We start from the raw sequence: 22,910 nt of genomic DNA, 5'->3' as shown, positions 1-22,910 counted from the left end.
TCATTGTGGTGATGAACATAGGCTTCCTATAGGCAGATGCTTCTAACGATTTTGGAGGCTCAGCGGCGCCCGCGGAACGCGAAGCCTTGGACGGAAATCAATGGCGGCGGAACAAGCAGGTCAGATCATGTATGCCAATGGTTCGTCTTTAGATTGAATTGACGTAGTTATATCTCACTCTTTTTTTGTTTATTGTTTTTTAGCGTCCGCAAATACACTCATCGCCTCGTTCATAAATTTGGCTAATCCTTTTCCATAGCGATCAATGTTAGTTGTAAATCGCTCATCTTGCACATACATTTCTCCAAGACCTTTAAAGGCTTCTAATGAATATGTTCCAAAGTTCTCATTTAAAAATTGATACCATGTCGCAATAGCTTTTTGAGCTTCTGTAGAGGATGGTGACAGATCACGAAGCGAAGCTAAGTGAGTGTAGATACTTTCCCATTCGTTTGATATGCGCTGCTGTTCTTCTTGTGAGAAGCTTTGTACTTTTTCATTCGCTTCATCTACCCGCTGATTTCCCCAGCGCTTCCGTGCTTCTTCTTCATAGGGGTTATGCGAAAAATCCAGTCCTTTAAACCGCTCTTTTTCGTTCATTTCAATCGCTCCTTTTTCATATTGAATCGTTTTATTAATGGTTACAATCATTTGATCGAGCCGACTGCGTTTTTCAATCAGCATGTTTTTTTGCAGTATCAACGCTTCTGTGCGATTAAACGTCGGATCTGTTATAATCTCGTGAATTTGTTTTAAAGGGAAGCCAAGTTCTTTAAAAAATAATATTTGCTGAAGCATATCGAGATTAGCCGGTGAATAAAGCCGGTAGCCGGATTCACTAACGGCATCAGGTTTTAATAGCCCGATTTCATCATAATGATGCAGCGTGCGGACGCTGATTCCTACTAAGTCAGCAACTTCTTTTACTTTTCTGTTCATTCTTTCATCTCCCTTCTGAAATCTACTATAAAATATAACGCAGCGTAAGGGTCAATACTAAAAAAGAAATAATTGACTTTTAGTTTATATGCATTTATATTTAATTAGCATTAACTATTTATAACATGAAATAAATAAGCAAGCCTGGAGGAATAGATGTGACAAAAAGCAATCAGTATCTTGGAGAGATTCGTTCATCGCTTCAAGTGCTATTTGAAAAAATGCAGCCTGAAATGATGGAGAGCCTAAATGAGCATGAGATGACTCCTACGCAATTATTTGTTCTTTCTTATTTAAAGAAAGTAGGGAGCAGCAAGGTTTCTCAAATTGCAGAACTCATGGATGTCAAACCGAGCGCCGTGACTCTTTTAGTAGATCGTCTTGAACAACACAATTTTGTTGTAAGAGAACATAATAAAGAGGACAGACGAGTCGTTGATATTACCTTAACGGAGTTTGGGCATCGCAAGCTTGAAGATGTGCTGAATGGTCGAAAAGCCATTATGGACCGCTATCTTTTGCATTTAACAGAAGAAGAGCTTTCTATGATGGCTTCTATTACGAAAAAGCTTGCAACGTCAGCTGCTTCTTATAAAGATAAGCAGTAGTAACAAAAATGAGGAGAGACACACGATGGAAAATCAAAAAAATTCAAAGCGCACGCTCTTATTAATTGGGTTAATTATTGCGATGTTCTTTTCTGCACTTGATGGAACCATTGTCGGAACAGCTATGCCAAGAATCGTAGGAGATCTTGGTGGATTGAGCATGATGACATGGCTGACAACAGCCTATTTATTAACGTCGACAACGGTTGTTCCGATTGCAGGGAAACTCGCTGATTTAGTAGGACGCAGAGTAATTTATGTTACAGGACTTATCATTTTTATGATCGCTTCTGCTCTATGTGGAATGGCAAATAACATGACAGAGCTTATTTTATTCCGTGCATTACAAGGAATTGGCGGTGGCGTTATGATGCCGATGGCAATGATTGTAATCGGTGATTTATTTACAGGAAAAGCACGAGCAAAATTTCAAGGAGTATTCGGAGGAATTTACGGTCTTGCTTCTGTCATTGGTCCACAAATTGGCGGATGGATTGTTGATTCACTGAATTGGAAATGGGTGTTTTACATCAACTTGCCAGTAGGGATACTCGCTACCGTTTTTATTGCACTGGGACTTCAAGGAAAGAAACATACGGGACCTGTGAAATTCGATGTAGCGGGTATGTTCACAATGGTTATCGGAGTAGTGAGCTTGCTTCTGGCCCTGAGCTTTGGAGGAAAAGACTACGACTGGAACTCTTGGCAAATTGTTAGTCTATTTACACTGGCTGTTGTTGGGATCATAAGCTTTATTATTGTGGAAACGAAAGCCAAAGAGCCGATTCTTCCGATGTATTTATTTAAGAACCGAACGTTTACGCTTTTAAATATCATTGGCTTTTTTATGAGCATCGGCATGTTCGGAGCCATTACGTTTGTTCCGTTCTTTATGCAAGGAATCGTTGGAGTCAGCGCCTCGGAATCCGGTACCATTATGACGCCGATGATGATTTCAATGATTGTAACAAGTATTATTGGAGGGCAGCTTGTTTATAAAGTTGGAATCAAGCCTCAAATCGTAACGGGTATGCTCATTATGGCAGGAGGGTTCTTCTTGTTAACAACATTAGACCTTCATACTAGCAAGCTTGTTGCCACTTCTTATATGGCCATAATCGGTTTAGGAATGGGTCTTGTGATGCCAATTTTAACACTTGCTCTTCAAGAGAGCTTTTCAAAAGAAGAGCTCGGTGTGGTTACATCATCAAGTCAATTTTTCCGTTCAATTGGAGGAACGTTCGGTATTACCATTTTAGGAGCGGTGATGAATGCAAAATCAGGTACGCTTCTTACTGACAAACTCGTTCCATATTTAAACACATTGCCTGCTCAAGCAAGTGCTTTTGCGGACGGGTTTAAAAAAGCGATTGATACGAATCCTGAAAGTGTGCTGCAGATGCTGTTTAGCCCCCAAGCGCTAAAGAGTATTCCAGCTGCCCTTTCAGACAGCATTGTGCCAATTTTGAAGACCTCGCTAATGAGCGCATTGCACAGCGTCTTTTTCATGGGCTTAGCTTTTATTATTTTAGGAGCGGTATGCACATTGTTCTTAAGGCAGATCAAGCTTTCAAATAAAAAAGCCGAAGAAAAACCAGAAGAAGGCATTGCTGAAGTAGAGCCATCACGTTAAAAAAAGCGCACAAATTTGTGCGCTTTTTTCTATATTAACTAGTTGTTTCATTAGGCTTACGAAGAAAAGGGGATTGTTTAGACGTGTCATACGAAATTTGATCAAGCAAATACGTTAAATATAAGTTCAGTTCAAACCGATCTTCCGACACAAAATCTGTAAGCGCTTGCTTATTATCTTTCCACATGAGAATTCCTCCTTAATTTTACATACTAATGAATGGATTTAATATCAGAAAGCTGAAGGGAAACAACGGCTTCATTTTCGTCTTTTACGGATAGAATTTGCTGATGGAGATTTAAGTTGTGCACGCGGCCTTTGCACGTTTGCAACGTTCCATCTTTATAGTAAGAAACAGTTATCGTCCCACTTTTCGTTAATTCTCGTAAAAACATTCGAGAAGCCTCCTTAAAAAAGATTACCTGATTTAAAAGCCAGTCCTTTCATTTGAGATGAGCAAAAGGGAATTGTATGTACTGCAAGCTTCCCTTTATATTCTCCAACGTGTATGAATAGATCGAATAAAAGGTTGCTAGCCCACCTATAAACTGTCCTAAATTTCAGAATATACTGTCTTTTCTGTATAGTGTTTTTTAAAAGGATTAATGTTACATTTATTATGTAACATTCTAATGAGAAAGAAAACCGTTTCTACAAAACTTCTCTAAAAATTACAAAATATTCATATTCATGTGAAGGATGTAGAATGAACAAATATAGAAGTAACTGTGTTTATAAAAAACGTAACTACAGCTTCAATTATTAATGATCTTAATACTAGTTATCAATTATATGTATTTTACTAATTTATTCTTCTCCGATAAAATGCAGGTAGACGAATTTGATAAGAATTTTCTAATGATTTATATAATTAAATTTGATATAATCTATAGGAATAATAATGTATGAAGGGAAACATCATTGATTAATTAGACACAGGTATTAAATGTTGTTGAAGATGATTCGTAAAAGCATACATATTTAAATTATATATTTTTGTGAGGTGGACAGTGTTGCAACTTAAGGTAGTAAACAGCCCTTTTAATCAAGAACAAGCAGATTTGCTTAATCGCCTTCTGCCGACATTAACAGAAGCACAAAAAATGTGGTTGAGCGGTTATTTAACAGCATCTCAATCTACGTCTGCCGAAGGAACGCCAGACGTTTCTACAGCAGCGCCTGCTCAAACGAAACAGACAGTTTCAAAAGACGTAACGATTCTTTATGGATCACAAACAGGAAATGCTCAAGGACTTGCTGAAAATACAGGCAAAACGCTTGAAGCAAAAGGCTTTAATGTAACCGTATCTTCTATGAATGATTTCAAACCAAATAATTTAAAGAAACTTGAAAATTTATTAATTGTCGTAAGTACACATGGAGAAGGAGAGCCGCCTGATAATGCGCTATCTTTCCATGAATTTCTTCACGGCCGTCGAGCGCCAAAACTTGAGAACTTCCGTTTCTCTGTTTTATCGCTTGGAGACAGCTCATACGAATTTTTCTGTCAAACAGGAAAAGAATTTGATGTGCGCTTAGCAGAACTTGGCGGTGAAAGACTGTATCCGCGCGTTGACTGTGATTTAGATTTTGAAGAGCCCGCAAATAAATGGCTTAAAGGTGTTATTGACGGATTAAGCGAAGCGAAAGGACACAGCGCTTCGGCAGCTGTTCCAGCGGAAGCTCCTGCAGGAACTTCACCATATTCAAGAACAAATCCTTTTAAAGCAGAAGTGCTTGAGAACTTAAACTTAAACGGCCGCGGATCAAATAAAGAAACGCGACACTTAGAACTATCTCTAGAAGGTTCAGGTTTGACGTATGAACCAGGAGACAGTTTAGGTATTTATCCTGAAAATGACCCGGAGCTTGTTGATCTTCTTCTTAACGAATTCAAGTGGGATGCAAGTGAAAATGTAACGGTTAATAAAGAAGGAGAAACGCGTCCTCTTAGAGAAGCGCTAATCTCTAATTTTGAAATTACCGTTTTAACAAAGCCGCTTTTAAAGCAAGCAGCTGAGCTTACTGGAAACGATAAGTTAAAAGCGCTTGTAGAAAATCGCGAGGAATTGAAAGCATACACACAAGGCCGTGATGTGATTGACTTAGTTCGTGACTTCGGCCCATGGAACGTATCGGCACAAGAGTTTGTAGCCATTTTACGTAAAATGCCAGCGCGCCTTTACTCGATTGCAAGCAGCTTATCAGCAAACCCTGATGAAGTTCATCTAACAATCGGAGCGGTACGCTACGAAGCGCATGGACGCGAGCGTAAAGGTGTTTGTTCCGTCCTATGTTCAGAACGTTTGCAGCCAGGCGATACGATTCCTGTATATCTTCAAAGCAATAAAAACTTTAAGCTTCCTCAAGATCAAGAAACGCCAATTATTATGGTAGGACCTGGTACAGGTGTGGCTCCGTTCCGCTCATTTATGCAAGAGCGTGAAGAAACAGGGGCAAAAGGCAAGTCATGGATGTTCTTTGGAGATCAGCACTTCGTAACAGACTTCCTTTACCAAACAGAATGGCAAAAGTGGTTAAAAGATGGCGTACTGACAAAAATGGACGTGGCGTTTTCACGCGATACTGAAGAAAAAGTATACGTACAAAACCGTATGCTCGAACATAGTAAAGAATTATTCCAATGGTTAGAAGAAGGCGCATCTTTTTATGTGTGCGGAGATAAAACAAATATGGCACGCGACGTGCACAACACGCTAGTTGAAATTATCGAAACAGAAGGCAAGATGAGCCGTGAACAGGCGGAAGGTTACCTTGCTGAAATGAAGAAACAAAAACGTTATCAGCGTGATGTATACTGAGGATTGAAAGGAGATTTTCAACATGGTAAACAAAATTTTAAAAGCGCCCGAAGGTCCTCCAAGTGACGTTGAGCGCATAAAAGATGAAAGTAATTATTTGCGCGGTACATTAGGAGAAACAATGCTCGACCGCATCAGCTCAGGTATTTCTGAAGACGATAATCGTTTGATGAAGTTCCACGGAAGCTACTTGCAAGATGACCGAGATCTTCGTAATGAACGTCAAAAACAAAAGCTAGAGCCAGCTTACCAATTCATGCTTCGCGTCCGTACGCCAGGCGGTGTTTCAACACCAGAACAGTGGCTAGTGATGGATGATTTAGCACAAAAATACGGAAATGGAACGTTAAAGCTGACAACTCGTCAGGCATTCCAAATGCACGGAATTTTAAAGTGGAACATGAAGAAAACGATTCAAGAAATTCATGCTTCTTTATTAGATACAATTGCAGCTTGCGGAGATGTAAACCGTAACGTAATGTGCAATCCGAATCCGTATCAGTCAGAAGTGCACGCTGAAGTATTCGAATGGTCAAAAAAATTAAGTGATTACTTATTGCCTCGTACAAGAGCGTACCACGAACTTTGGCTAGATGAAGAGAAAGTGATCAGCACACCGGAAGTGGAAGAAGAAGTGGAACCAATGTATGGTCCGCTCTATTTGCCAAGAAAGTTCAAAATTGGCGTAGCTGTTCCACCGTCTAACGATATTGACGTGTATTCACAAGACCTTGGCTTTATTGCCATTTTAGAAGACGAGAAACTTGTTGGGTTTAACGTAGCAATCGGCGGCGGTATGGGTATGACGCACGGAGATAAAACAACTTACCCTCAGCTTGCAAAAGTGATTGGGTTCTGTCGACCTGATCAAATTCTAGAAGTAGCTGAAAAAGTCATTACGATTCAACGTGATTATGGAAACCGCTCTGTACGTAAAAACGCGCGTTTTAAATACACGGTTGATCGTCTTGGATTAGAAACGGTAAAAGAAGAGCTTGAAAATCGTCTGGGCTGGAGCTTAGACGAAGCAAAATCTTATCACTTTGATCATAACGGCGACCGCTACGGCTGGGAAAAAGGTGTAAAAGGAAAATGGCACTTTACTCTTTTTGTTCAAGGTGGACGTATTGCTGACTTTGAAGACTATAAGCTTATGACGGGTCTTCGTGAAATTGCAAAAGTTCATAGCGGTGATTTCCGTTTAACGGCCAATCAAAATTTAATTATCGCGAACGTATCAACTGAAAAGAAAAAACAAATTAGTGACCTCATCGAACAATATGGACTAACTGACGGCAAGCATTATTCGGCTCTGCGCCGCAGCTCATTAGCTTGTGTATCGCTTCCAACTTGCGGGCTTGCTATGGCGGAAGCTGAGCGTTATCTCCCAGTTCTTCTTGAGAAAATTGAAGCAATTGTAGATGAAAACGGCCTTCGCGATAAAGAAATCACCATTCGTATGACGGGCTGTCCTAACGGCTGTGCACGTCCTGCTTTAGGTGAAATTGCTTTTATCGGTAAAGCACCGGGCAAATACAATATGTATCTTGGAGCAGCATTTGATGGAAGCCGCTTAAGTAAAATGTACCGTGAAAATATCAGTGAAGAACAAATCTTAAACGAACTGCGCGTCTTACTTCCTCGCTATGCAAAAGAGAGAGAAGAAGGCGAGCACTTTGGTGACTATGTCATCCGCGCTGGTGTAATCGAAGCTGTAACAGACGGCACGAATTTCCACGCATAATACGTATGAAGGGACCTTTCTAAACTTACAGAAAGGTCCCTTTTTTCTATTTTAATATTCTCTAACAAATACTGCTACTCCAAATACTCCTAATCTTTCAGCGGTATTTTGTTCAAATCCGTTATCAAGTAAACAATGTGCTGCACTTCGGTAGCGCTGACCTTGAGCTAACAAGCGTCCGCAAGGATTTGCGCTGCCGATTACTGTTGCTTCTACGACAGTACGAGGAGCTTGTCTATCCAAAGGATTTCGCTCCCACAGAATTGTCACCACATCCGGAGGACGTGGGATAGATACATTACCTGTGTGTTCATGCATAGCCACCACTTCCTTACACTATAGTAAATGCAAAAAATGACAGACTGCTTGTACACACGCTGATTTTTATTAAAAAAGGCGTTCACCTATGCCTAACTCGGCTGATTTCATAGCAATGAGGTGATCAATAGAAACGGCTGGCAGAAAAAAAGAATGCTATAATGTAAAAGAAAGGAATTTTTATCAAGGAGGGAGAAACATGCAGCAAAAACGAGTAGTGGTTATTACAGGGGGAGCAAGCGGAATTGGCAAAGAAACTGCCTTAAAGTTTGCGCAAAAAGGAGACGCGGTGGTCATTGCTGATTATGATAAAGGGAAAGGAAAAGAGACCCTTCAAAAAATTGAAGAAGCTGGAGGGAGCGCTTTATTTGTGCAAACAGACGTCACAAAGTTTGAAGAAGTGGAAGCGCTGATTGAGGAAACTGTGAACCGCTTTGGGCGAATTGACGTGATGTTTAACAATGCAGGTATTGGACGCCCTACATCTATTTTAGATCAAGACTTAGAAGAATATCACCGTATTATTAATGTGAATCAGCACGGCGTTACATATGGGATTATGGCAGCGGGCAGGAAAATGAGAGAGTTAGGTATTAAAGGCGTCATTATCAATACGGCATCTATTTTTAGCTTCTTAGCCTCACCCGGTACCTATGCCTATCACGCAACAAAAGGAGCTGTTGTGATGATGACGAAATCAGCTGCGCTAGATCTCGCTAAATACGGTATTCGCGTCGTCGCCATTGCGCCAGGATTTGTTGATACGCGCATTATTCAAGGCTATAAAGACAACGGTATGATTGAAGGAATGAAAGCTAAAACGATGAGCAGGGAGCTCACTACACCAAAACAAATTGCAGATATGGTTTATTTGCTTTCCTTGGAAGAAGCGGGAGCTGTAAACGGCAGCGTCATCATGGCTGATGATGGGTATGCGGCATTTAAATAAAAGGAAAAAGGATTCTTTTTAAGAAAAGAATCCTTTTTTATTATGTAGTAGGCAGGGAACTATAAACAAACGTATCGTGAGCTTTTCCGTTTTGATACATATAGTTTTTTAACACTCCTTCTTTTTGAAACCCGAGCTTTTCAAGCACATGCTGTGATGCTTTGTTTTCAAGAAACACAACAGCTCCAATCCGCACTAGCTGAAGGGTATCAAAGCCATAAGCCATAACAGCCGAAGCAGCTTCCGAAGCATAGCCGTGACCCCAGTGCTGAGGGTGCAGCTCATAGCCAATTTCCGCGCGCTTATGCTTTTGGTTCCACTGATTAAATCCAACTGTCCCAATTAATTCCCCCGTATCGAGCCGTTCAATTCCCCAGCGCATGCCTTTTTGATTTCTGTAATTTTCAGCAAAAATATCAATCAGAACCAGAGCTTCTTGAATAGTTGTGAATTTTTCTTGCCCGTAATATCTAATAACTTCTTTCTGAGAGAAGCAGTCAAAAATAGTATCTGCATCGACTTCTGTTATTTCACGCAGTGTAGTGCGAGGTGTAAGAAGAATAGGAAACATACTTTTCTCCTTTCTATTTTATATAGAAAGATTTCGTCAGCTCAGAGAAAATACCTTTTATTTTATTTTTCTGTTATAAATTAAGTGGAAATACGAGCTAAACGACTGAGAAAAAGACAGGAAAAACTTCTAAATAACGCAAACAGTTGTTACATACTAGCACTAAAAACAGTATACTAAAAAAACAAATAGAGCTAGCTGCACGTAGAGCAGCTAGCTTTCCTGTAGGAAAGAACCTATTTTTTAGTTAACTGATTGCGATCTTCAATTTGAGGAGGCTCTTCAAGCCATCCGTTTTGAATCATAATTTTGCCGCCTTCTTTCGCCAAACTGTAAATGTCTTTTGCAAGCTGGAGCATCTTTAATGGCAAATCACTTCTTAAACTAAAGGCTCCTCCTAAAGCATTACTCCCCAGACCGAACGTACTCAAAAGACTCGTATTGTACATCATCAGCTTATCTGAAAAAGGAGGAACGGTTGAATTCGTCGCTTTTCCGGCATGAGTAGCCGGGGGTTCTATGTAGCTATGGCGTAAAATATCACCTAGTTCTGTTTCAATTTTCTTCGAAAGCTTCATACCCCTGACAAAATGCTGCTGTGCTTCTTTGTTGTTGGCCACTTGAGCAAAACCAATCATCAGCTGCATTCCTACAAGATTTGTATCAACAGCATGTTGAATAAGTGACACTTCAATGGTATTCAGCGATCTTTTTTCGCTAAACCAGCTCAATCCGCCTATATAATTTTGTTCATGGACAAAATGGACTTCCTTAGGCATAGAAACGTATGGGGGTTTTGCGATGACACCCGTTTCTAACAATACTTGTGTGGATTGATTGTATATGTCCTGTGCTTCTGCTGTTGCCTCTACGAAGAAATTTCGGACATCTTCTCGGTAAGACATGGTCGAATGCAAAGCAAACAGTCCTGTTTCAATTTGAGACATTAAGCGTATATACATGACTTCGAACATGTGGTCATATAGTTTAGGAACTCCTATATTCACGTCATCTTTCGTAAAACCAATTGGGATAACAGCGCCTTCGTTCTCAAATATTTCTTTAATTCGAGCTACACGTTTTAAAGATCGGCTATAATATAGCTCAAAAAGTTCTTTGTAATCTTGTTTATCTTCCAGAAAATATTCTAGAAACCTCAAAATCATCGTTTTTTCCTGATAAGTCATCCATAAGTTAGCAAGCTCCGAGGACGTGAGCGGCGGAAGTTTTGATGTGCTCATTGTACACATTCCTCCTGAAAATAGTGATAGGTAAATATTTATAGCTTCATTAGTATTTCTTTTATTTATAGGAATATTCTTCTTTTTAATTTATTGAAAAGCTTCATTAGCCGTTATTATAGTAAGATAATTGAAGGAAATAAAGCTTACCAACAAGTCAGTTGTATGATAACTGATATGAATAAAACTAAGTTTTTCTATTACTTTAAATAATTTGACAATTGATGTTATTCTTACTATTATGGAAACATAAGTTTTACATATATTGCTAGAGTTCGGCAACACATTCTAGCAGCACTATAAGTAAGGAGCTTACGATGAAGCACATTGTCCAAGCAACAGATCATCCTAGAACGAAAGACACATTAAAAGAAGATTTACGCAGGTTAGGCATAACACAAGGGATGACTATCATCGTTCATTCTTCGCTATCTTCATTAGGGTGGGTAAACGGAGGTTCAGTAGCCGTTGTTCAAGCTTTAATGGAGACAGTGACAGAGGAAGGAACGATCGTGATGCCGTCACAGTCGGTCGATCTTTCGGATCCATCAGAATGGGGCAATCCGGCTGTGCCAAAAGAGTGGTGGGAAACTATTCGGGATACGATGCCTGCATATGATCCGGCCCACACGCCAACAAGCGGGATGGGACAAATCGTGGAAACTTTTCGAACGTACTCTGGCGTAAGAAGAAGCAGCCATCCAATGTATTCATTCGCCGCTTGGGGAAAGGACAGCGAAGACCTCTTAAGAGATCATCCCCTTGAATTCAGTTTAGGCGAAAATTCTCCTCTTGAAAGGCTTTACAAAAAACATGCCTTTGTTTTATTATTAGGTGTCGGGTTTGGGAACAATACTTCTTTTCATCTAGCGGAATATCGTATTCCATATCGAAACGTGATTCAAAAAGGGTCTCCAGTTATGGATGCAGGAAAGCGAGTATGGAAGACATATAAAGAATTAGAGTTTCGAGAAGAGCTGTTTGAAAAGATAGGTGAAGCGTTTATTGAAGCAAAAGGAATAAAAGCTGAAAAAATCGGTTCAGCACGTGCATACTTCTTTTCAATGCCTAAAGCCGTCGATTTTGCTGAAACGTATTTGAAAGCGCTACAGTAAGTGGTTGTATGCTTTTAAAGTTGTCTGTATATCAGACAACTTAACGTGAGAGCCAGCGACCCCTCTGGAATCTAAATTAAACAAGCGCAGAAGTCATTCAAGCAAGATAGTTTACTTTTTATGTTCCTTGTTTCATAATGGCACTTGTCTGTGAATTTATTCGGTCAGGTTGTCTTACAATTATGGAGATAAAAAGCAAGTGTTAAATAAATTCATTAAAAAATTTAAATGTATAGAAAAAAAGGAGAGAATACAATTATGTCACTACGTGATCAAGCACTACATATGCATCAAGAAAAACAAGGTAAGTTAGAAGTTAAATCAAAAGTTGAAGTTCAAAACGCTCAAGATTTAAGCTTAGCTTACTCTCCGGGAGTAGCAGAACCTTGTAAAGAAATTCATGAACATCCAGAAACGGTGTATGATTACACAATGAAAGGAAACATGGTCGGCGTTGTGACAAATGGTACCGCTGTTCTTGGCCTTGGAAACATCGGACCTGCGGCTTCACTTCCCGTTATGGAAGGAAAAGCAATTTTATTTAAAAGCTTTGCAGGCGTAGATGCATTCCCAATTACACTTGATACAACAGATACAGATAAAATTGTTGAAACTGTGAAATTAATGGCTCATACATTCGGAGGCATTAACTTAGAAGATATCGCAGCTCCACAGTGCTTTGAAATTGAAGAGCGCCTGAAAAAAGAAGTAGATATTCCTGTGTTCCATGATGATCAGCACGGCACAGCAATCGTAACGGTAGCAGGACTTGTAAATGCACTGAAAATTGTCAATAAATCAATGAAAGACTTAAAAATCGTCTTAAACGGAGCAGGAGCTGCCGGCATTGCCATTACAAAGCTTCTTTATTCTTACGGTGTACGTGACATGATTATGTGTGATACGAGAGGTGCTATTTATGAAGGCCGCTCTCAAGGTATGAACAAAGTGAAAGCTGAAGTGGCTTCTTATACAAACGTAAACAAAGAAAGCGGTACGCTAAGCGATGTAATTAAAGGCGCAGATGTATTTATCGGTGTATCTGCAGCAGATGCATTATCTCAAGAGATGGTTAAATCAATGAATGAAGATGCAATTATCTTTGCGATGGCAAATCCTAATCCAGAAATCAAGCCAGACGCTGCAAAAGAAGCAGGAGCGGCTGTTATTGGAACAGGTCGTTCAGACTTCCCTAACCAAGTAAATAACGTTCTTGCATTCCCTGGAATTTTCCGCGGTGCATTAGACGTTCGCGCTACTCATATCAACGAAGAAATGAAAAAAGCTGCTGTTGAAGCAATTGCAGCCCTTATTACAGAAGAAGAGCTAAACGCAGATTACGTTATCCCTGGACCATTTGATCCTCGCGTAGCGCCAGCTGTAGCAGAGTCTGTAGCAAAAGCGGCAATGGATTCAGGCGTTGCCCGCATTACAATTGATCCAGCACGTGTAAAAACACATACAGAACAATTAACAAAAATCGAAAACTAATAACGGGTAAAAAAGCCCTTTGAAACGCTGTTTCAAAGGGCTTTTTGTTTTAAAGACCTGCTGTAACCGCTGTGAAATCTAAACGTAACACCATTTCATCTCCCATATGATGTACAATAAAGAGAAAAGAACCCAGGTTTTGTATCATAAAGGGAGGAACAAAGATGTACACCGTATTTTCAACATTTAATGTACCGGATGAAAAAGCTGAAGAAGTGATTGGAATTTATAAAAATCGTTCAAAATCAGTCGACGAGGCTCCAGGATTTGTAGACTTTCTACTTCTTCAAAACGATAAGCGAGCAGGGGAGCTCACCGTTCAGCTTACATTTGATACGAAAGAGAATTATTTAAGCTGGGTACGAAGCGAAGATTTCAAGCGTATTCATGATTTAGAGAAAAAGTACCCTGATCAAGAACTGGCAGCCGTCATCCCAAAAGTTTCTCAGTACAAAGTGGTGGCACGATGAGTTCACTTCCCGTTAATAAGATCGTCGAAAGAGTAACGGAGAAAATCTACGAGTTAGAACCTTCTTTGCTCGAAAAATTCGGAGAGCGCGGTAAAGAAAGATGCCATGAAGATAATCATTATCATATGAAGTATCTTGAGACAACATATAAGTTAGACAACCTGAAAATTTTTACGGACTATGCCTTATGGTTAAACAATTTACTCACAAGTAGAGGCATGAAAACACAGCATATTATTGATAATTTTAATTTTATACAAGAAGCGCTGTTTGAATTAGATAATTACGGTGATAAACAAGTACAGGCGTATGTGACTTACTTAGAAGAAGCAAATCATATACTGAAGCAACAGCAGCTTTAAAAAAGAGGCTAGGACAAAAGTGTTTTAGTTGAAGGGAAATCCGAACGGGTTTGATTCTTGTTAGAGAATTCAATCTGTTCGGATTTTTTCATGGGTAGGGTGAACGTAGGTTTCCTGTATGTAGTTATGTCTCACTTTTTTTGTTTTACATATGTATAAAGGTGGAAATAAAAAAGAAAAAGGAGAATACATATGCAAAAACAGCTAACAAAAGGAATCCTGTTCTTAATTACTCTATGTATGATTGGAAGTGCGGCAGCTTGTTCAGGTGAACCAGCTAACAAGACAAAATCTGATAATCATACAGCAGAGGAAAAACCAATTGAAGACCGTCAAGAATTGACAAAGCTACAGCAGTATTCGAGCGACCCAGACATTAAAAAGGGGAAAGATGAAGATTTTGACTTGATCGGTACGTTAAAAAAAGACGCTGAAAAAGAAATGACGCTGAATATCGATGATCAACTCGTTAAAGTACCAAAAAGCTCTGGGATGGAAGTGGAAGGCTCACAGCTAAAAGATATGATTAATAAAGAAGTAGAAGCTGAAATTGACGCAGCTAAACAAGAAGCAACTAGTATTGAATTAACTCCAAAAGCAAAAGCAGATAAAAATGGCGTGTATGAACAAGATGGAGACGAACGTAAAATTGTAGGTGTTTTTATAGAAGAAAGTAACAAACATATAACGGTAAAAGTTCCAAACGGCAAAAAAACGTATCAAAAAAGCACAGACTTTGAAAAAGAAGAAAAGGGCAGTTTAAAAGAAAAGACGGTATACCTTGAAATCAACTCAGCTAATGAAGTAGAAAGTATAGAAAAAGAAGACCGTGAATAAATAAAGCTACAGTTCTTCTTTCCCTCCTTGCTCTCTTGACTTTTCCAACTGTGTCACTTAACGTTACAGTAGAGAAAGAAAAAAGGTGGTTTATGGAAGATGAACAGTGAATTTACCATTGCCGTGCACAGCTTAGTGTTCCTAGCAAATTTACCAGATCACCGAGCAAGCAGTGAATCGATTGCTTATAACATCTGTACCAATCCTGCACGGGTTCGGAAAATAATGAGTACACTCAGAAAAAACAACTTGGTTCGGACAAAAGAAGGGCTAGGCGGCGGTTATACTTTAGGCTGCAGTCCTGCTGAAATAAGTCTTGGATTGATTTACCGAGTTATATCGACAGGAACGCTGAAGCCTCACTGGTGCAGCGGCGACCCTGACGCTGACTGTATTGTGAAATCAAACATTCAAACAGTGATGGACGACATTTTTACAGAGAGTGAGCAAAGCGTAATCAGGCATTTAGATCAAATTACGATCGAAGACGTGCTGAAAAAAGTTAGAACTGCTCATTAAAAAGCACCTTGCTCATGCAAGGTGCTTTTGTTATGACTCTTCGGAAGCGGCTGTTTCAGCCGCTGCTGCTTTTAAGCCGTCATTTACTTTTCTTCCATTCTCTAAATACTCTGTTTTGAAGCCGCTTTTTAAAGCCCATGTGTAGAAGAGAAGAGAAACAACAACAATAATTCCCATATCCCATCCATATTTAATGACATTAAGGCCCCCAAACTTTTCGCTTCCAAGCCATGAAATAGTCATCATACAAAGTAAGTATACAACCATCCATACGCCGCCTTTGAAGTTCTGCCGAAAGCCTTTCCATTTAGCCTTTGCTTGATAATAAAAATAAATAGGCAGGCCGATTAAAATAATAAACAAAACTTGTCCAGTTAGCGGCCAGCGCGCCCAATATAGCGTTAATGAAGCAAAAATAAAGCCGAGCGGCGCAATAATGCTTAATCCTTTTAAACGAAGGGGACGATATAAATCGCTTCCAGTTCGTCTTAGCGTCATAACCGTAACAGGACCTGTAATGTAAGAAATAAGCGTAGCGACTGAAATAATTTCAGCAAGCACGCCCCAGCCCCGAAATAAAAACAAAAAGACAAGAGAAACAGCTAAGTTAAAAAACATGGCTTGACGCGGAACACCATAAATAGGATGAAGGCGTCCTAGAACACTTGGCAAATATTTATTTTGTTCCATACCATAAATCATTCGAGCAGTAGTAGCTGTATACGTAATACCTGTTCCAGATGGTGAAACAAACGCATCTGCATACAGGACAATTACAAGCCAGTTGATGTTAAGCGCAATGGCTAAATCTGCAAATGGAGAGTTGAAATTTAAATGACTCCATCCCTTCGCAATATCAGAAGGGTTTACCGCACCGATAAAAGCAATTTGAAGAAGCAAATAAATGACTGTAGCCACTAAAATTGAGCCTACAACCGCAATCGGAATAGCTCTTCCAGGATTCTTTGCTTCTCCAGCCATATTAATGGGGCTTTGAAAGCCGTTAAAAGCGAACACAATTCCAGACGTAGCAACAGCTGTTAGCACACTAGCCCAGCCGTTTGGTGCGATGCTGCTTCCAGAAGTGAAGTTCTCTCCGTGAAAGCCTACAAATAAAAGTGCTCCAATTGTAAGTCCCGGTATAACAATTTTAAAAATAGTGATTAACGAGTTGGCCTTGGAAAATAGTCCAACTGTCCAATAATTCAGTAAAAAGTAAATAATCAATAGCACAGTAGCGATAGCTAATCCTTCGCCAGTTAACGTTCCTTTTTCTACGAGGTGGCTTGTCCACTGTGCCCACTTCCAAGGCCATGAGCTCATATATTGTACAGAAGCTACTGCTTCGACTGGAATAACGGATACAATCGCAATCCAGTTTGCCCAAGCAGCAATAAAACCAATAAACGAACCGTGCGAGTACTGCGTATACTTGACCATCCCGCCAGCTTCGGGAAACATGGATCCTAATTCACTGTAAGAAAGTGCAATAAATAAAATAACGACCATTCCAATGACCCATGATAAAATAGCAGCCGGACCTGCAATTTGAGCTGCTCGCCACGCTCCAAATAACCAGCCGGAACCAATAATTGATCCAAGTCCCGTCATGGTTAACGCGAATGTTCCCATTCTTCGATGTAAATTGTTCATCTGACTAACACCTTTCATATAAAATAAGTCTTTCAATTAAACGTTGTTGCTTTATTATTATTATTCTGAAATCTTTGGTTGTCAACTTTTGTCGTTACATGCAGTTCTTGATACCTATTGATTTCCATTTATGTAGGACAGCTATCCTCAACCTTTCTGTCAAGGTAATTAAAGCGCTTTACTTTCTTTCTTTTTTATCCTACAGGAAACCCTACAGAAATAGATACAATCCGACAAAAAGTTATCAACTTCGTACCTTATGCACTAGCAATATAAAAAAATTAGGGGATAAGTGGTAGTTATATTCCCTAAATATGTGAAGAAAAAACATACTCCATAATAAAGCCCCCTTTGAATAGAGGAATAAATACCTTCAAAAGGGGGGAGAGTTGGAATTTTATCTTTCTTGATGTTTATACTCGAGTAGTTTTACGACGTTTTCTACATCATTTTCAGCAGAAAGTTCGTTGATATTCACTTTATAAATAAGCGTATCCGTTGCAAAAAATTCATCTTCTCCCTCGGGTTTTACTTTTAAGTTCAAGATTTTCACCCGCACAATATGAGTGAACTTACCGCCTTTGCCGGGCTGTATTTCACCCATTTGTATCCCGATATCATCTTTTTTAATCGGGCGAACTTTTACTTTTTTATGCTGTTTACCGTAAACCTTCTCATAATGAGAAGTAATATCTTGATGTACCCAAGGTTCAAGAGATTGATAAATAAAATCTTTTACAACAGGCTGACTTACGTGTGATTCTATATTTTCTTCTGGTATATTTTCTTCTGCGGAAATGGAAAGCGTAAAACAAAAAAAGACAAATGCTGCTAAAAATAAAAATTTTCCCACGAAAAAACCCACCTTACCTGTTCGTTTATGTAGCTGATTTTCTAGATCTGCCTCTTTATCTTTTGAACAAAGGCAGGAAGGTATGCACAATTTTTTTTTGTGGAATTTACCTTATTTAAAATCAATTTAGTTTAAATAAAATATGTTCTAAATAATTGATTGAAAATTCAAATGTGGTTTACGTACAAAAAATAGCCAAGTGTGCCTTTACATAAGGACACTTAGCTATTTTCATGAACATTTTATGCTGCTGTTTTCTTATTGCCTTTAAAAATAAAATAAAGAGCTAATAGCATAAATGCTACACCAATCCAACGGGATAGATCAAAGGGTACTTCCTTGCTTCCAAACCAGCCAAAATGGTCAATAATCATACTTGCAAATAACTGACCGATAACAGTTGAGATATTAGCTGCTGTTACACCAATTTTAGGTACAGCTAAAACAGTTAAAAATAAATAAGATGCTCCGAATAAAGCGCAGGTAAGCTGCCATTTAGGGACATCAAAAACAGAGAGAATGTTTCCTTGACCAAAGAATACAACGACAATCGTTAAAATCATGGCACCTGTCGCAAAGGTTAAAAAAGCTGTTTCAAACGTACCTGTTTTTTTACTTAGTGTACCGTTAATAGAAGACTGAGCGCTTAGCGTTAATCCTCCTATTAAGGTAAGTATCACCATCAATAAACTCATCGTAAAACCCTCCTAGAAAATAAGCACAAGCGCAATTCCCATACATACAATAGCCATTACGCGTTCTTTGTTAATTTTAATTTTGCTGCTGCCAAGCCAACCAAAATGCTCAATGATCATGCTTGTAATCATTTGGCCCACAATAACAGCAACCATTGAAACGCCAATTCCGATAAAGGGGATACTAATCACTAGAATTGTTAAATAAACCGTACCTAATAAACCGCCGGTTAAATTCCACTTAGGCGCTTTTAAGACGTAAGGTAAATCTCCCTTTCCAGCAAATAAAGTGGTCAGACCTAAAATGAGCGTTCCCATAATAAAAATATAATAACTGCTTTCAAGTTTTCCCACTGTTTTTCCGAGTTCTCCGGCAATAGCGCCTTCCATACTTAAAGCAGCGCCGCCTAGAACCGCAACCAAATAAACCAACAACTTCACGTTTATCACTCCAACACTTCTTTATATTTGTATATCTAGAAAAATAGATATAATGAGTGAAAAAAACTCGTTAAAGTTTTTTTCGTAAGAATGAAGAAAGCTCTTGAAGCGTTTCTTCATTTCGGCGATAGTATGTCCATTGACCGTGCCGAATTGACTCTAACAAACCTGCTTTTTGCATCATGGAAAGATAACTGGACACTGTGGACTGAGACAGCTGAGCTTTTTCCTGAATATCTCCCACGCAAACACCGCCTCTGCTGCTGACCTCCTTAGGCAAATGTGCTTGTTTGTCTTTAAAATGCTTTTCAGGTTCTTTTAACCACTCCAATATATTTAATCGAGTTTCATTAGATAATGCTTTAAAGATATCAATAGGTTTCATACTTATTATTTTATTCGTCACAGCTCAGATGTCAAATGTTCAAGTTTGCATTTTATAGCTAAATAAAAAGCGATGGGTTGAATTATAACAGCTGTGAACAAAAAGTCAACTTATAAAAGAGTATAAAGAAGAACGTTTTATTCGGCTGTTTTTCTACTTATATAATTAAAAAGCACCTTATTTTTTGAGTAGAACAGATGACATATTCCTTATTTTTCAAGGGGTAGTTTAGTAAAATAGAAAAAAGTGAATAACAAAAGAAGCTAGTCTATTTACTCAGGGGGAGGGCTGCATATGCAAGGGAAAACAAAACAAGTGCGCTTTCGTAATATGGTAGCGTATGGATTTGGGGATTTGTTTGGCGGAGGATCCTTTTTTATTATCGGCACATTATTTATGGTTTTTTTAACAGATGTAGTCGGGCTTTCTCCTGTAGAAGCAGGAACGATTGTAGCTCTTGGAAAAGTGTGGGATGCTTTGTTAGATCCAACCATTGGGTACATATCTGATCATCTTCAGACAAAAAAAGGACGAAGAAGAGTCTTTTTTCTTTTTGGAATCATTCCAGTTGCCATCACGTTCAGCATGCTTTGGATTCCTATTGAAGGTTCGCATATGTTCAAATACACCTATTTTATCTTAGCCTATCTTTTGTTTAACACGGCGTTTGGTATGGTGATGGTCCCTTACAACACGCTAGCAGCAGAAATGACTACAGATTATAGTATTCGTTCGAAAATGACGGGAATACGCATGGTCTTTTCACAAGGCGCTTCATTTTTAGGCGCTTTCTTTCCAAAACGAATCATTGATGCATTTCCAGGTGGACAAGGGTATTTAATCATGGGAATTATCTTTGGTCTTCTTTTTGCTCTTCCATGGATTTTTGTCTATAAAGGAACTTGGGATAGCGGAGAAGTAGTGGAACGAAAAAAGAAAAGCGGATTTTGGTTAGAATTTAAGCAGCTTTTTATCAGTTTTGGAAGTGCATTTAAAAATAAGTCGTTTAACGTGTATCTTGCCATGTACTTAGCATCTTACATTGCAATGGATGTATTTAATGCTCTTTTCTTTTATTTTATTGCCTATTACATGCTGCGCGAAGCTATTTATGCAGACACCCTAAGCTTTGTGCAAATTACACAAGTGCTATTTATTCCTCTTGTTACGTACATAGCCATTAAGTTAGGAAATAAATTAACCTATAACTTCAGCATGATCATCTGGGGAACGGGCATTGTTTTATTCAGTTTCCTAACAACAGATAGCTCGTTAGTTCTTATTTATTTAGCAGCATTTTTCTTAGGAAGCGGTCATTCTGGAGCGATTATGATTCCATGGAATGTACTGCCGTTCGTATCAGATGTAGATGAAATGATTACGACAAAAAGAAGAGAGGGCGTGTATGCAGGGCTGATGTCGTTTATTCGAAAATCTTCTCAGGCGCTTGCGATTTTTCTTGTTGGTGTTGCCTTAAAGAATATTGGTTATGTACCAAACGCCGAGCAGTCAGCGTCTACGCTAGCCGGCTTACAAAAGCTGTTCATGATTGTACCTGCTATTTTGATTCTCGCTGGAATTATCGCAACCATATGGTTTAAAATAAGTCCGGAAAATCACAAAATCTTATTAGCTGAAATTCAAAGAAGAAAAAAGGGAGGCCGAGCGAAAGACGTTACTCCTGAAGCGCAAGCGGTTTGTGAAAGTTTAACGGGTTATAAATACGAACAGCTTTGGAAAGACGTAACCATTTCAAAAGAAATTCGAGATAAAACGGTTGTTTAACCTTGAACTTCGCGAAAAAGCGCAAAATTTTCTGCGCAAACATTCGCTAATTATATCCAATAAGAAACTTCCTCTGACGTATTGCCTTTTGACAAGAAAAGAAATTCTCCTGTCTATCGACTCATTTTTCAGGTGAATTTTAGAAAGGAAGGATTTCTTACCATTAAAGATGTGCAATTTGGCACGTCTTGATAGGGTGGATTGTACAACTTATAATAAAACTATAAACTAGCCACAGGCGCTTTCAAGGCGCAGGTATAAATTAGAAAGAAGGAAGGTACAGTTTATGCCGATTCGATATGTTTGTCCACAATGCCAAGGAGCCGGTAAGAAATTTGGATTTATAAAGTGCAAAGTGTGCAACGGCGAAGGAAACATTATCATGTCTTCTAATGAGCCAGATCCAACTAAAAATAAAAAATTAAAATCATCTTCTAAACAAGACAAAGCAATGTAAGCTATTGCTAGTAAAGGTATGTATGAACCCCGCTTTTCTATAAAAAAGCGGGGTTTTCTGCTAGACAGACAAACGCTTTTCTTATGATACAATAAAATGAAAATCGCTAAAATAAGGGATAGGGAACTGAAAGAAGAGGGAGATAGATGGAATACATCGCAAAACAATTTACGCCGCAGTTAGAACAACATATACATACAGTTGAAAGATCTATGCAAGAACTTCTCAAATCAATATATGCACAATATAAAGAAGCTTTTGAAAAAAAAGGGATGGAGCTTTCTGTAGGTGTGATCCGTGAAGGAGAAAATCCTTTTCAGCCCGGTTACCACGCCACTATTCACGTAGGTATTTTGGAAAAAGATGAGTTTTTAGACGGTCTTTTTATTCCTGTCTGGCACTGTGTACGCACGTTTTGGGGCATCCGTTCTTCGAGGAAGCTCCCAGGCAGCAAGATAACCGGAGAGCTGGTGGAAGAAACAGAAGAGGAAATAACAAAAGAAGTAGTAGGCTATTTAGAAATGCAGCTAGAAGATTAGAAGCACCCTGCTTCTAATCTTCTTTAAATTGAAGAAGGTGCAGTTTCTTTTTCAATTTGTCTTTTAGCACGAATAAAAGCCGTCAGCTGCTGAATTTCTTCTTGAGATAGTTCCGCACCGTCAACCGTAATCGTATGAGTTTGAGGCGATGTTAATTCAATGGGTGCAGCTGAAAGAGAATGAGGTTCCTTTTCCTTACCTAGCAAGTAGTCTGTTGATGTATCAAATAGTTCTGCGATTGTAACGAGTGCTTCAAGAGAAGGACGACGATAGCCAGATTCGTATCCTGCGTAGGTGCTTTTAGCAATTTCAAGCTGGTCAGCTGTATATTGAAGAGACCATTTTTTTTCTTTCCTGAGTTGAGCTAATCTGCTTAACATTCATGACGCTCCTTTGTAGGTGTAGTATGTAAAAAACCGAGGCATTCAGCTCGCGCGCAGATCTTTGTAATCAAACCGTGAGCTAATTTACATTTTTATTCAT

26 protein-coding genes are annotated in these 22,910 nt (G+C 39.0%); 14 read left to right on the top strand and 12 right to left on the bottom strand.

Annotated features, from left to right (window positions below; all coding sequences use genetic code 11):
* Positions 1-189: 189 nt before the first annotated feature.
* Entirely contained in the window at positions 190-939 is a 750-nt protein-coding gene (locus tag ACFX4N_RS10090; RefSeq protein ID WP_098901020.1) for a MerR family transcriptional regulator, read from the bottom strand.
* Between the two features lie 158 nt (positions 940-1,097).
* On the opposite strand from ACFX4N_RS10090, the gene ACFX4N_RS10085 reads away from it, so the two are divergent.
* Both ACFX4N_RS10085 and ACFX4N_RS10080 read left to right on the top strand, forming a co-directional pair.
* Positions 1,098-1,547, top strand: a complete 450-nt coding sequence (locus tag ACFX4N_RS10085; RefSeq protein ID WP_098548020.1) for a MarR family winged helix-turn-helix transcriptional regulator — start codon at positions 1,098-1,100, stop codon at positions 1,545-1,547.
* Positions 1,548-1,572: 25 nt separating this feature from the next.
* Positions 1,573-3,180, top strand: a complete 1,608-nt coding sequence (locus ACFX4N_RS10080; RefSeq protein ID WP_057273511.1) for an MDR family MFS transporter — start codon at positions 1,573-1,575, stop codon at positions 3,178-3,180.
* A 34-nt stretch (positions 3,181-3,214) separates the two neighbouring features.
* Here ACFX4N_RS10080 and ACFX4N_RS10075 read toward each other — a convergent pair whose 3' ends face one another.
* Together ACFX4N_RS10075 and ACFX4N_RS10070 are read right to left on the bottom strand one after the other, a co-directional pair.
* Positions 3,215-3,367 (bottom strand): hypothetical protein, encoded by a 153-nt coding sequence (locus ACFX4N_RS10075; protein ID WP_013057796.1) that lies wholly within the window; start codon positions 3,365-3,367, stop codon positions 3,215-3,217.
* Positions 3,368-3,392: 25 nt separating this feature from the next.
* On the bottom strand, positions 3,393-3,575 hold the full coding sequence (locus ACFX4N_RS10070) for a YolD-like family protein (RefSeq protein WP_013057795.1): 183 nt from the start codon (positions 3,573-3,575) through the stop codon (positions 3,393-3,395).
* Positions 3,576-4,193: 618 nt separating this feature from the next.
* Here ACFX4N_RS10070 and ACFX4N_RS10065 point away from each other — a divergent pair.
* Both ACFX4N_RS10065 and cysI read left to right on the top strand, forming a co-directional pair.
* Positions 4,194-6,002 (top strand): assimilatory sulfite reductase (NADPH) flavoprotein subunit, encoded by a 1,809-nt coding sequence (locus ACFX4N_RS10065; RefSeq protein WP_057273510.1) that lies wholly within the window; start codon positions 4,194-4,196, stop codon positions 6,000-6,002.
* Between the two features lie 22 nt (positions 6,003-6,024).
* The gene (cysI, locus tag ACFX4N_RS10060; RefSeq protein WP_057273509.1) at positions 6,025-7,746 is read left to right on the top strand and encodes an assimilatory sulfite reductase (NADPH) hemoprotein subunit; all 1,722 of its coding nucleotides are present in this window, start codon (positions 6,025-6,027) and stop codon (positions 7,744-7,746) included.
* Positions 7,747-7,797: 51 nt separating this feature from the next.
* On the opposite strand, the gene ACFX4N_RS10055 is transcribed toward cysI, so the two are convergent.
* Entirely contained in the window at positions 7,798-8,064 is a 267-nt protein-coding gene (locus ACFX4N_RS10055) for a hypothetical protein (RefSeq protein WP_377261324.1), read from the bottom strand.
* A gap of 199 nt (positions 8,065-8,263) precedes the next feature.
* Here ACFX4N_RS10055 and ACFX4N_RS10050 point away from each other — a divergent pair, with 199 nt between their 5' ends.
* Entirely contained in the window at positions 8,264-9,013 is a 750-nt protein-coding gene (locus ACFX4N_RS10050) for an SDR family NAD(P)-dependent oxidoreductase (RefSeq protein ID WP_098548018.1), read from the top strand.
* A gap of 40 nt (positions 9,014-9,053) precedes the next feature.
* Here the strand turns inward: ACFX4N_RS10050 and ACFX4N_RS10045 are convergent, their stop codons facing one another.
* Both ACFX4N_RS10045 and ACFX4N_RS10040 read right to left on the bottom strand, forming a co-directional pair.
* Positions 9,054-9,584 carry a GNAT family N-acetyltransferase gene (locus ACFX4N_RS10045; RefSeq protein ID WP_013057790.1) on the bottom strand — a complete coding sequence of 177 codons (531 nt, stop codon included), beginning with the start codon at positions 9,582-9,584 and terminating at the stop codon, positions 9,054-9,056.
* 236 nt (positions 9,585-9,820) lie between these two features.
* Positions 9,821-10,825 carry a DUF3231 family protein gene (locus ACFX4N_RS10040; protein WP_013057789.1) on the bottom strand — a complete coding sequence of 335 codons (1,005 nt, stop codon included), beginning with the start codon at positions 10,823-10,825 and terminating at the stop codon, positions 9,821-9,823.
* 317 nt (positions 10,826-11,142) lie between these two features.
* Between ACFX4N_RS10040 and ACFX4N_RS10035 the strand changes: the two genes are divergently transcribed.
* The 6 genes from ACFX4N_RS10035 to ACFX4N_RS10010 all read left to right on the top strand — a co-directional run bounded on the left by ACFX4N_RS10035 (position 11,143) and on the right by ACFX4N_RS10010 (position 15,619).
* On the top strand, positions 11,143-11,940 hold the full coding sequence (locus ACFX4N_RS10035) for an AAC(3) family N-acetyltransferase (RefSeq protein ID WP_377261321.1): 798 nt from the start codon (positions 11,143-11,145) through the stop codon (positions 11,938-11,940).
* A 258-nt stretch (positions 11,941-12,198) separates the two neighbouring features.
* Positions 12,199-13,431: an NADP-dependent malic enzyme gene (gene ystJ / locus ACFX4N_RS10030; protein ID WP_013057787.1), complete on the top strand. Its 1,233-nt coding sequence runs from the start codon at positions 12,199-12,201 to the stop codon at positions 13,429-13,431.
* 164 nt (positions 13,432-13,595) lie between these two features.
* The gene (locus ACFX4N_RS10025) at positions 13,596-13,901 is read left to right on the top strand and encodes an antibiotic biosynthesis monooxygenase family protein (protein WP_013057785.1); all 306 of its coding nucleotides are present in this window, start codon (positions 13,596-13,598) and stop codon (positions 13,899-13,901) included.
* Entirely contained in the window at positions 13,898-14,263 is a 366-nt protein-coding gene (locus ACFX4N_RS10020) for a hypothetical protein (protein ID WP_013057784.1), read from the top strand. The genes ACFX4N_RS10025 and ACFX4N_RS10020 overlap by 4 nt, the downstream gene beginning before the upstream one ends.
* 192 nt (positions 14,264-14,455) lie before the next feature.
* Positions 14,456-15,100, top strand: a complete 645-nt coding sequence (locus ACFX4N_RS10015; protein ID WP_057273506.1) for a hypothetical protein — start codon at positions 14,456-14,458, stop codon at positions 15,098-15,100.
* Positions 15,101-15,199: 99 nt separating this feature from the next.
* The gene (locus ACFX4N_RS10010) at positions 15,200-15,619 is read left to right on the top strand and encodes an Rrf2 family transcriptional regulator (RefSeq protein ID WP_013057782.1); all 420 of its coding nucleotides are present in this window, start codon (positions 15,200-15,202) and stop codon (positions 15,617-15,619) included.
* A 30-nt stretch (positions 15,620-15,649) separates the two neighbouring features.
* Here ACFX4N_RS10010 and ACFX4N_RS10005 read toward each other — a convergent pair whose 3' ends face one another.
* From ACFX4N_RS10005 to ACFX4N_RS09985, 5 genes are all read right to left on the bottom strand, one after another.
* Entirely contained in the window at positions 15,650-17,272 is a 1,623-nt protein-coding gene (locus ACFX4N_RS10005) for a glutamate/serine transporter AimA (RefSeq protein ID WP_013057781.1), read from the bottom strand.
* A gap of 397 nt (positions 17,273-17,669) precedes the next feature.
* The gene (locus ACFX4N_RS10000; protein WP_014459377.1) at positions 17,670-18,125 is read right to left on the bottom strand and encodes a hypothetical protein; all 456 of its coding nucleotides are present in this window, start codon (positions 18,123-18,125) and stop codon (positions 17,670-17,672) included.
* A 242-nt stretch (positions 18,126-18,367) separates the two neighbouring features.
* Positions 18,368-18,820, bottom strand: a complete 453-nt coding sequence (locus ACFX4N_RS09995) for a DMT family transporter (protein WP_013057779.1) — start codon at positions 18,818-18,820, stop codon at positions 18,368-18,370.
* Between the two features lie 12 nt (positions 18,821-18,832).
* Complete coding sequence (locus tag ACFX4N_RS09990; RefSeq protein ID WP_028409192.1) at positions 18,833-19,261, bottom strand: DMT family transporter; 429 nt, start codon at positions 19,259-19,261, stop codon at positions 18,833-18,835.
* A gap of 70 nt (positions 19,262-19,331) precedes the next feature.
* A complete protein-coding gene (locus ACFX4N_RS09985; RefSeq protein ID WP_013083854.1) occupies positions 19,332-19,646 on the bottom strand; it encodes an ArsR/SmtB family transcription factor in 315 nt (104 codons plus the stop codon).
* Between the two features lie 294 nt (positions 19,647-19,940).
* Between ACFX4N_RS09985 and ACFX4N_RS09980 the strand changes: the two genes are divergently transcribed.
* The 3 genes from ACFX4N_RS09980 (at position 19,941) to ACFX4N_RS09970 (ending at position 22,427) form a co-directional block, all read left to right on the top strand.
* Positions 19,941-21,431 (top strand): MFS transporter, encoded by a 1,491-nt coding sequence (locus ACFX4N_RS09980; RefSeq protein ID WP_061859310.1) that lies wholly within the window; start codon positions 19,941-19,943, stop codon positions 21,429-21,431.
* Positions 21,432-21,717: 286 nt separating this feature from the next.
* The gene (locus ACFX4N_RS09975) at positions 21,718-21,888 is read left to right on the top strand and encodes a hypothetical protein (RefSeq protein WP_013057775.1); all 171 of its coding nucleotides are present in this window, start codon (positions 21,718-21,720) and stop codon (positions 21,886-21,888) included.
* Between the two features lie 146 nt (positions 21,889-22,034).
* Complete coding sequence (locus tag ACFX4N_RS09970) at positions 22,035-22,427, top strand: hypothetical protein (RefSeq protein ID WP_053487452.1); 393 nt, start codon at positions 22,035-22,037, stop codon at positions 22,425-22,427.
* Positions 22,428-22,450: 23 nt separating this feature from the next.
* Here the strand turns inward: ACFX4N_RS09970 and ACFX4N_RS09965 are convergent, their stop codons facing one another.
* Entirely contained in the window at positions 22,451-22,807 is a 357-nt protein-coding gene (locus ACFX4N_RS09965) for a helix-turn-helix domain-containing protein (RefSeq protein WP_192100296.1), read from the bottom strand.
* Positions 22,808-22,910 lie beyond the last annotated feature (103 nt).

It is taken from the genome of Priestia sp. YIM B13551, assembly GCF_042787905.1.
Taxonomy (GTDB): domain Bacteria; phylum Bacillota; class Bacilli; order Bacillales; family Bacillaceae_H; genus Priestia.
Note: the sequence above shows the minus strand (reverse complement) of the source record. Positions and strands in the feature narration are given on the sequence as shown.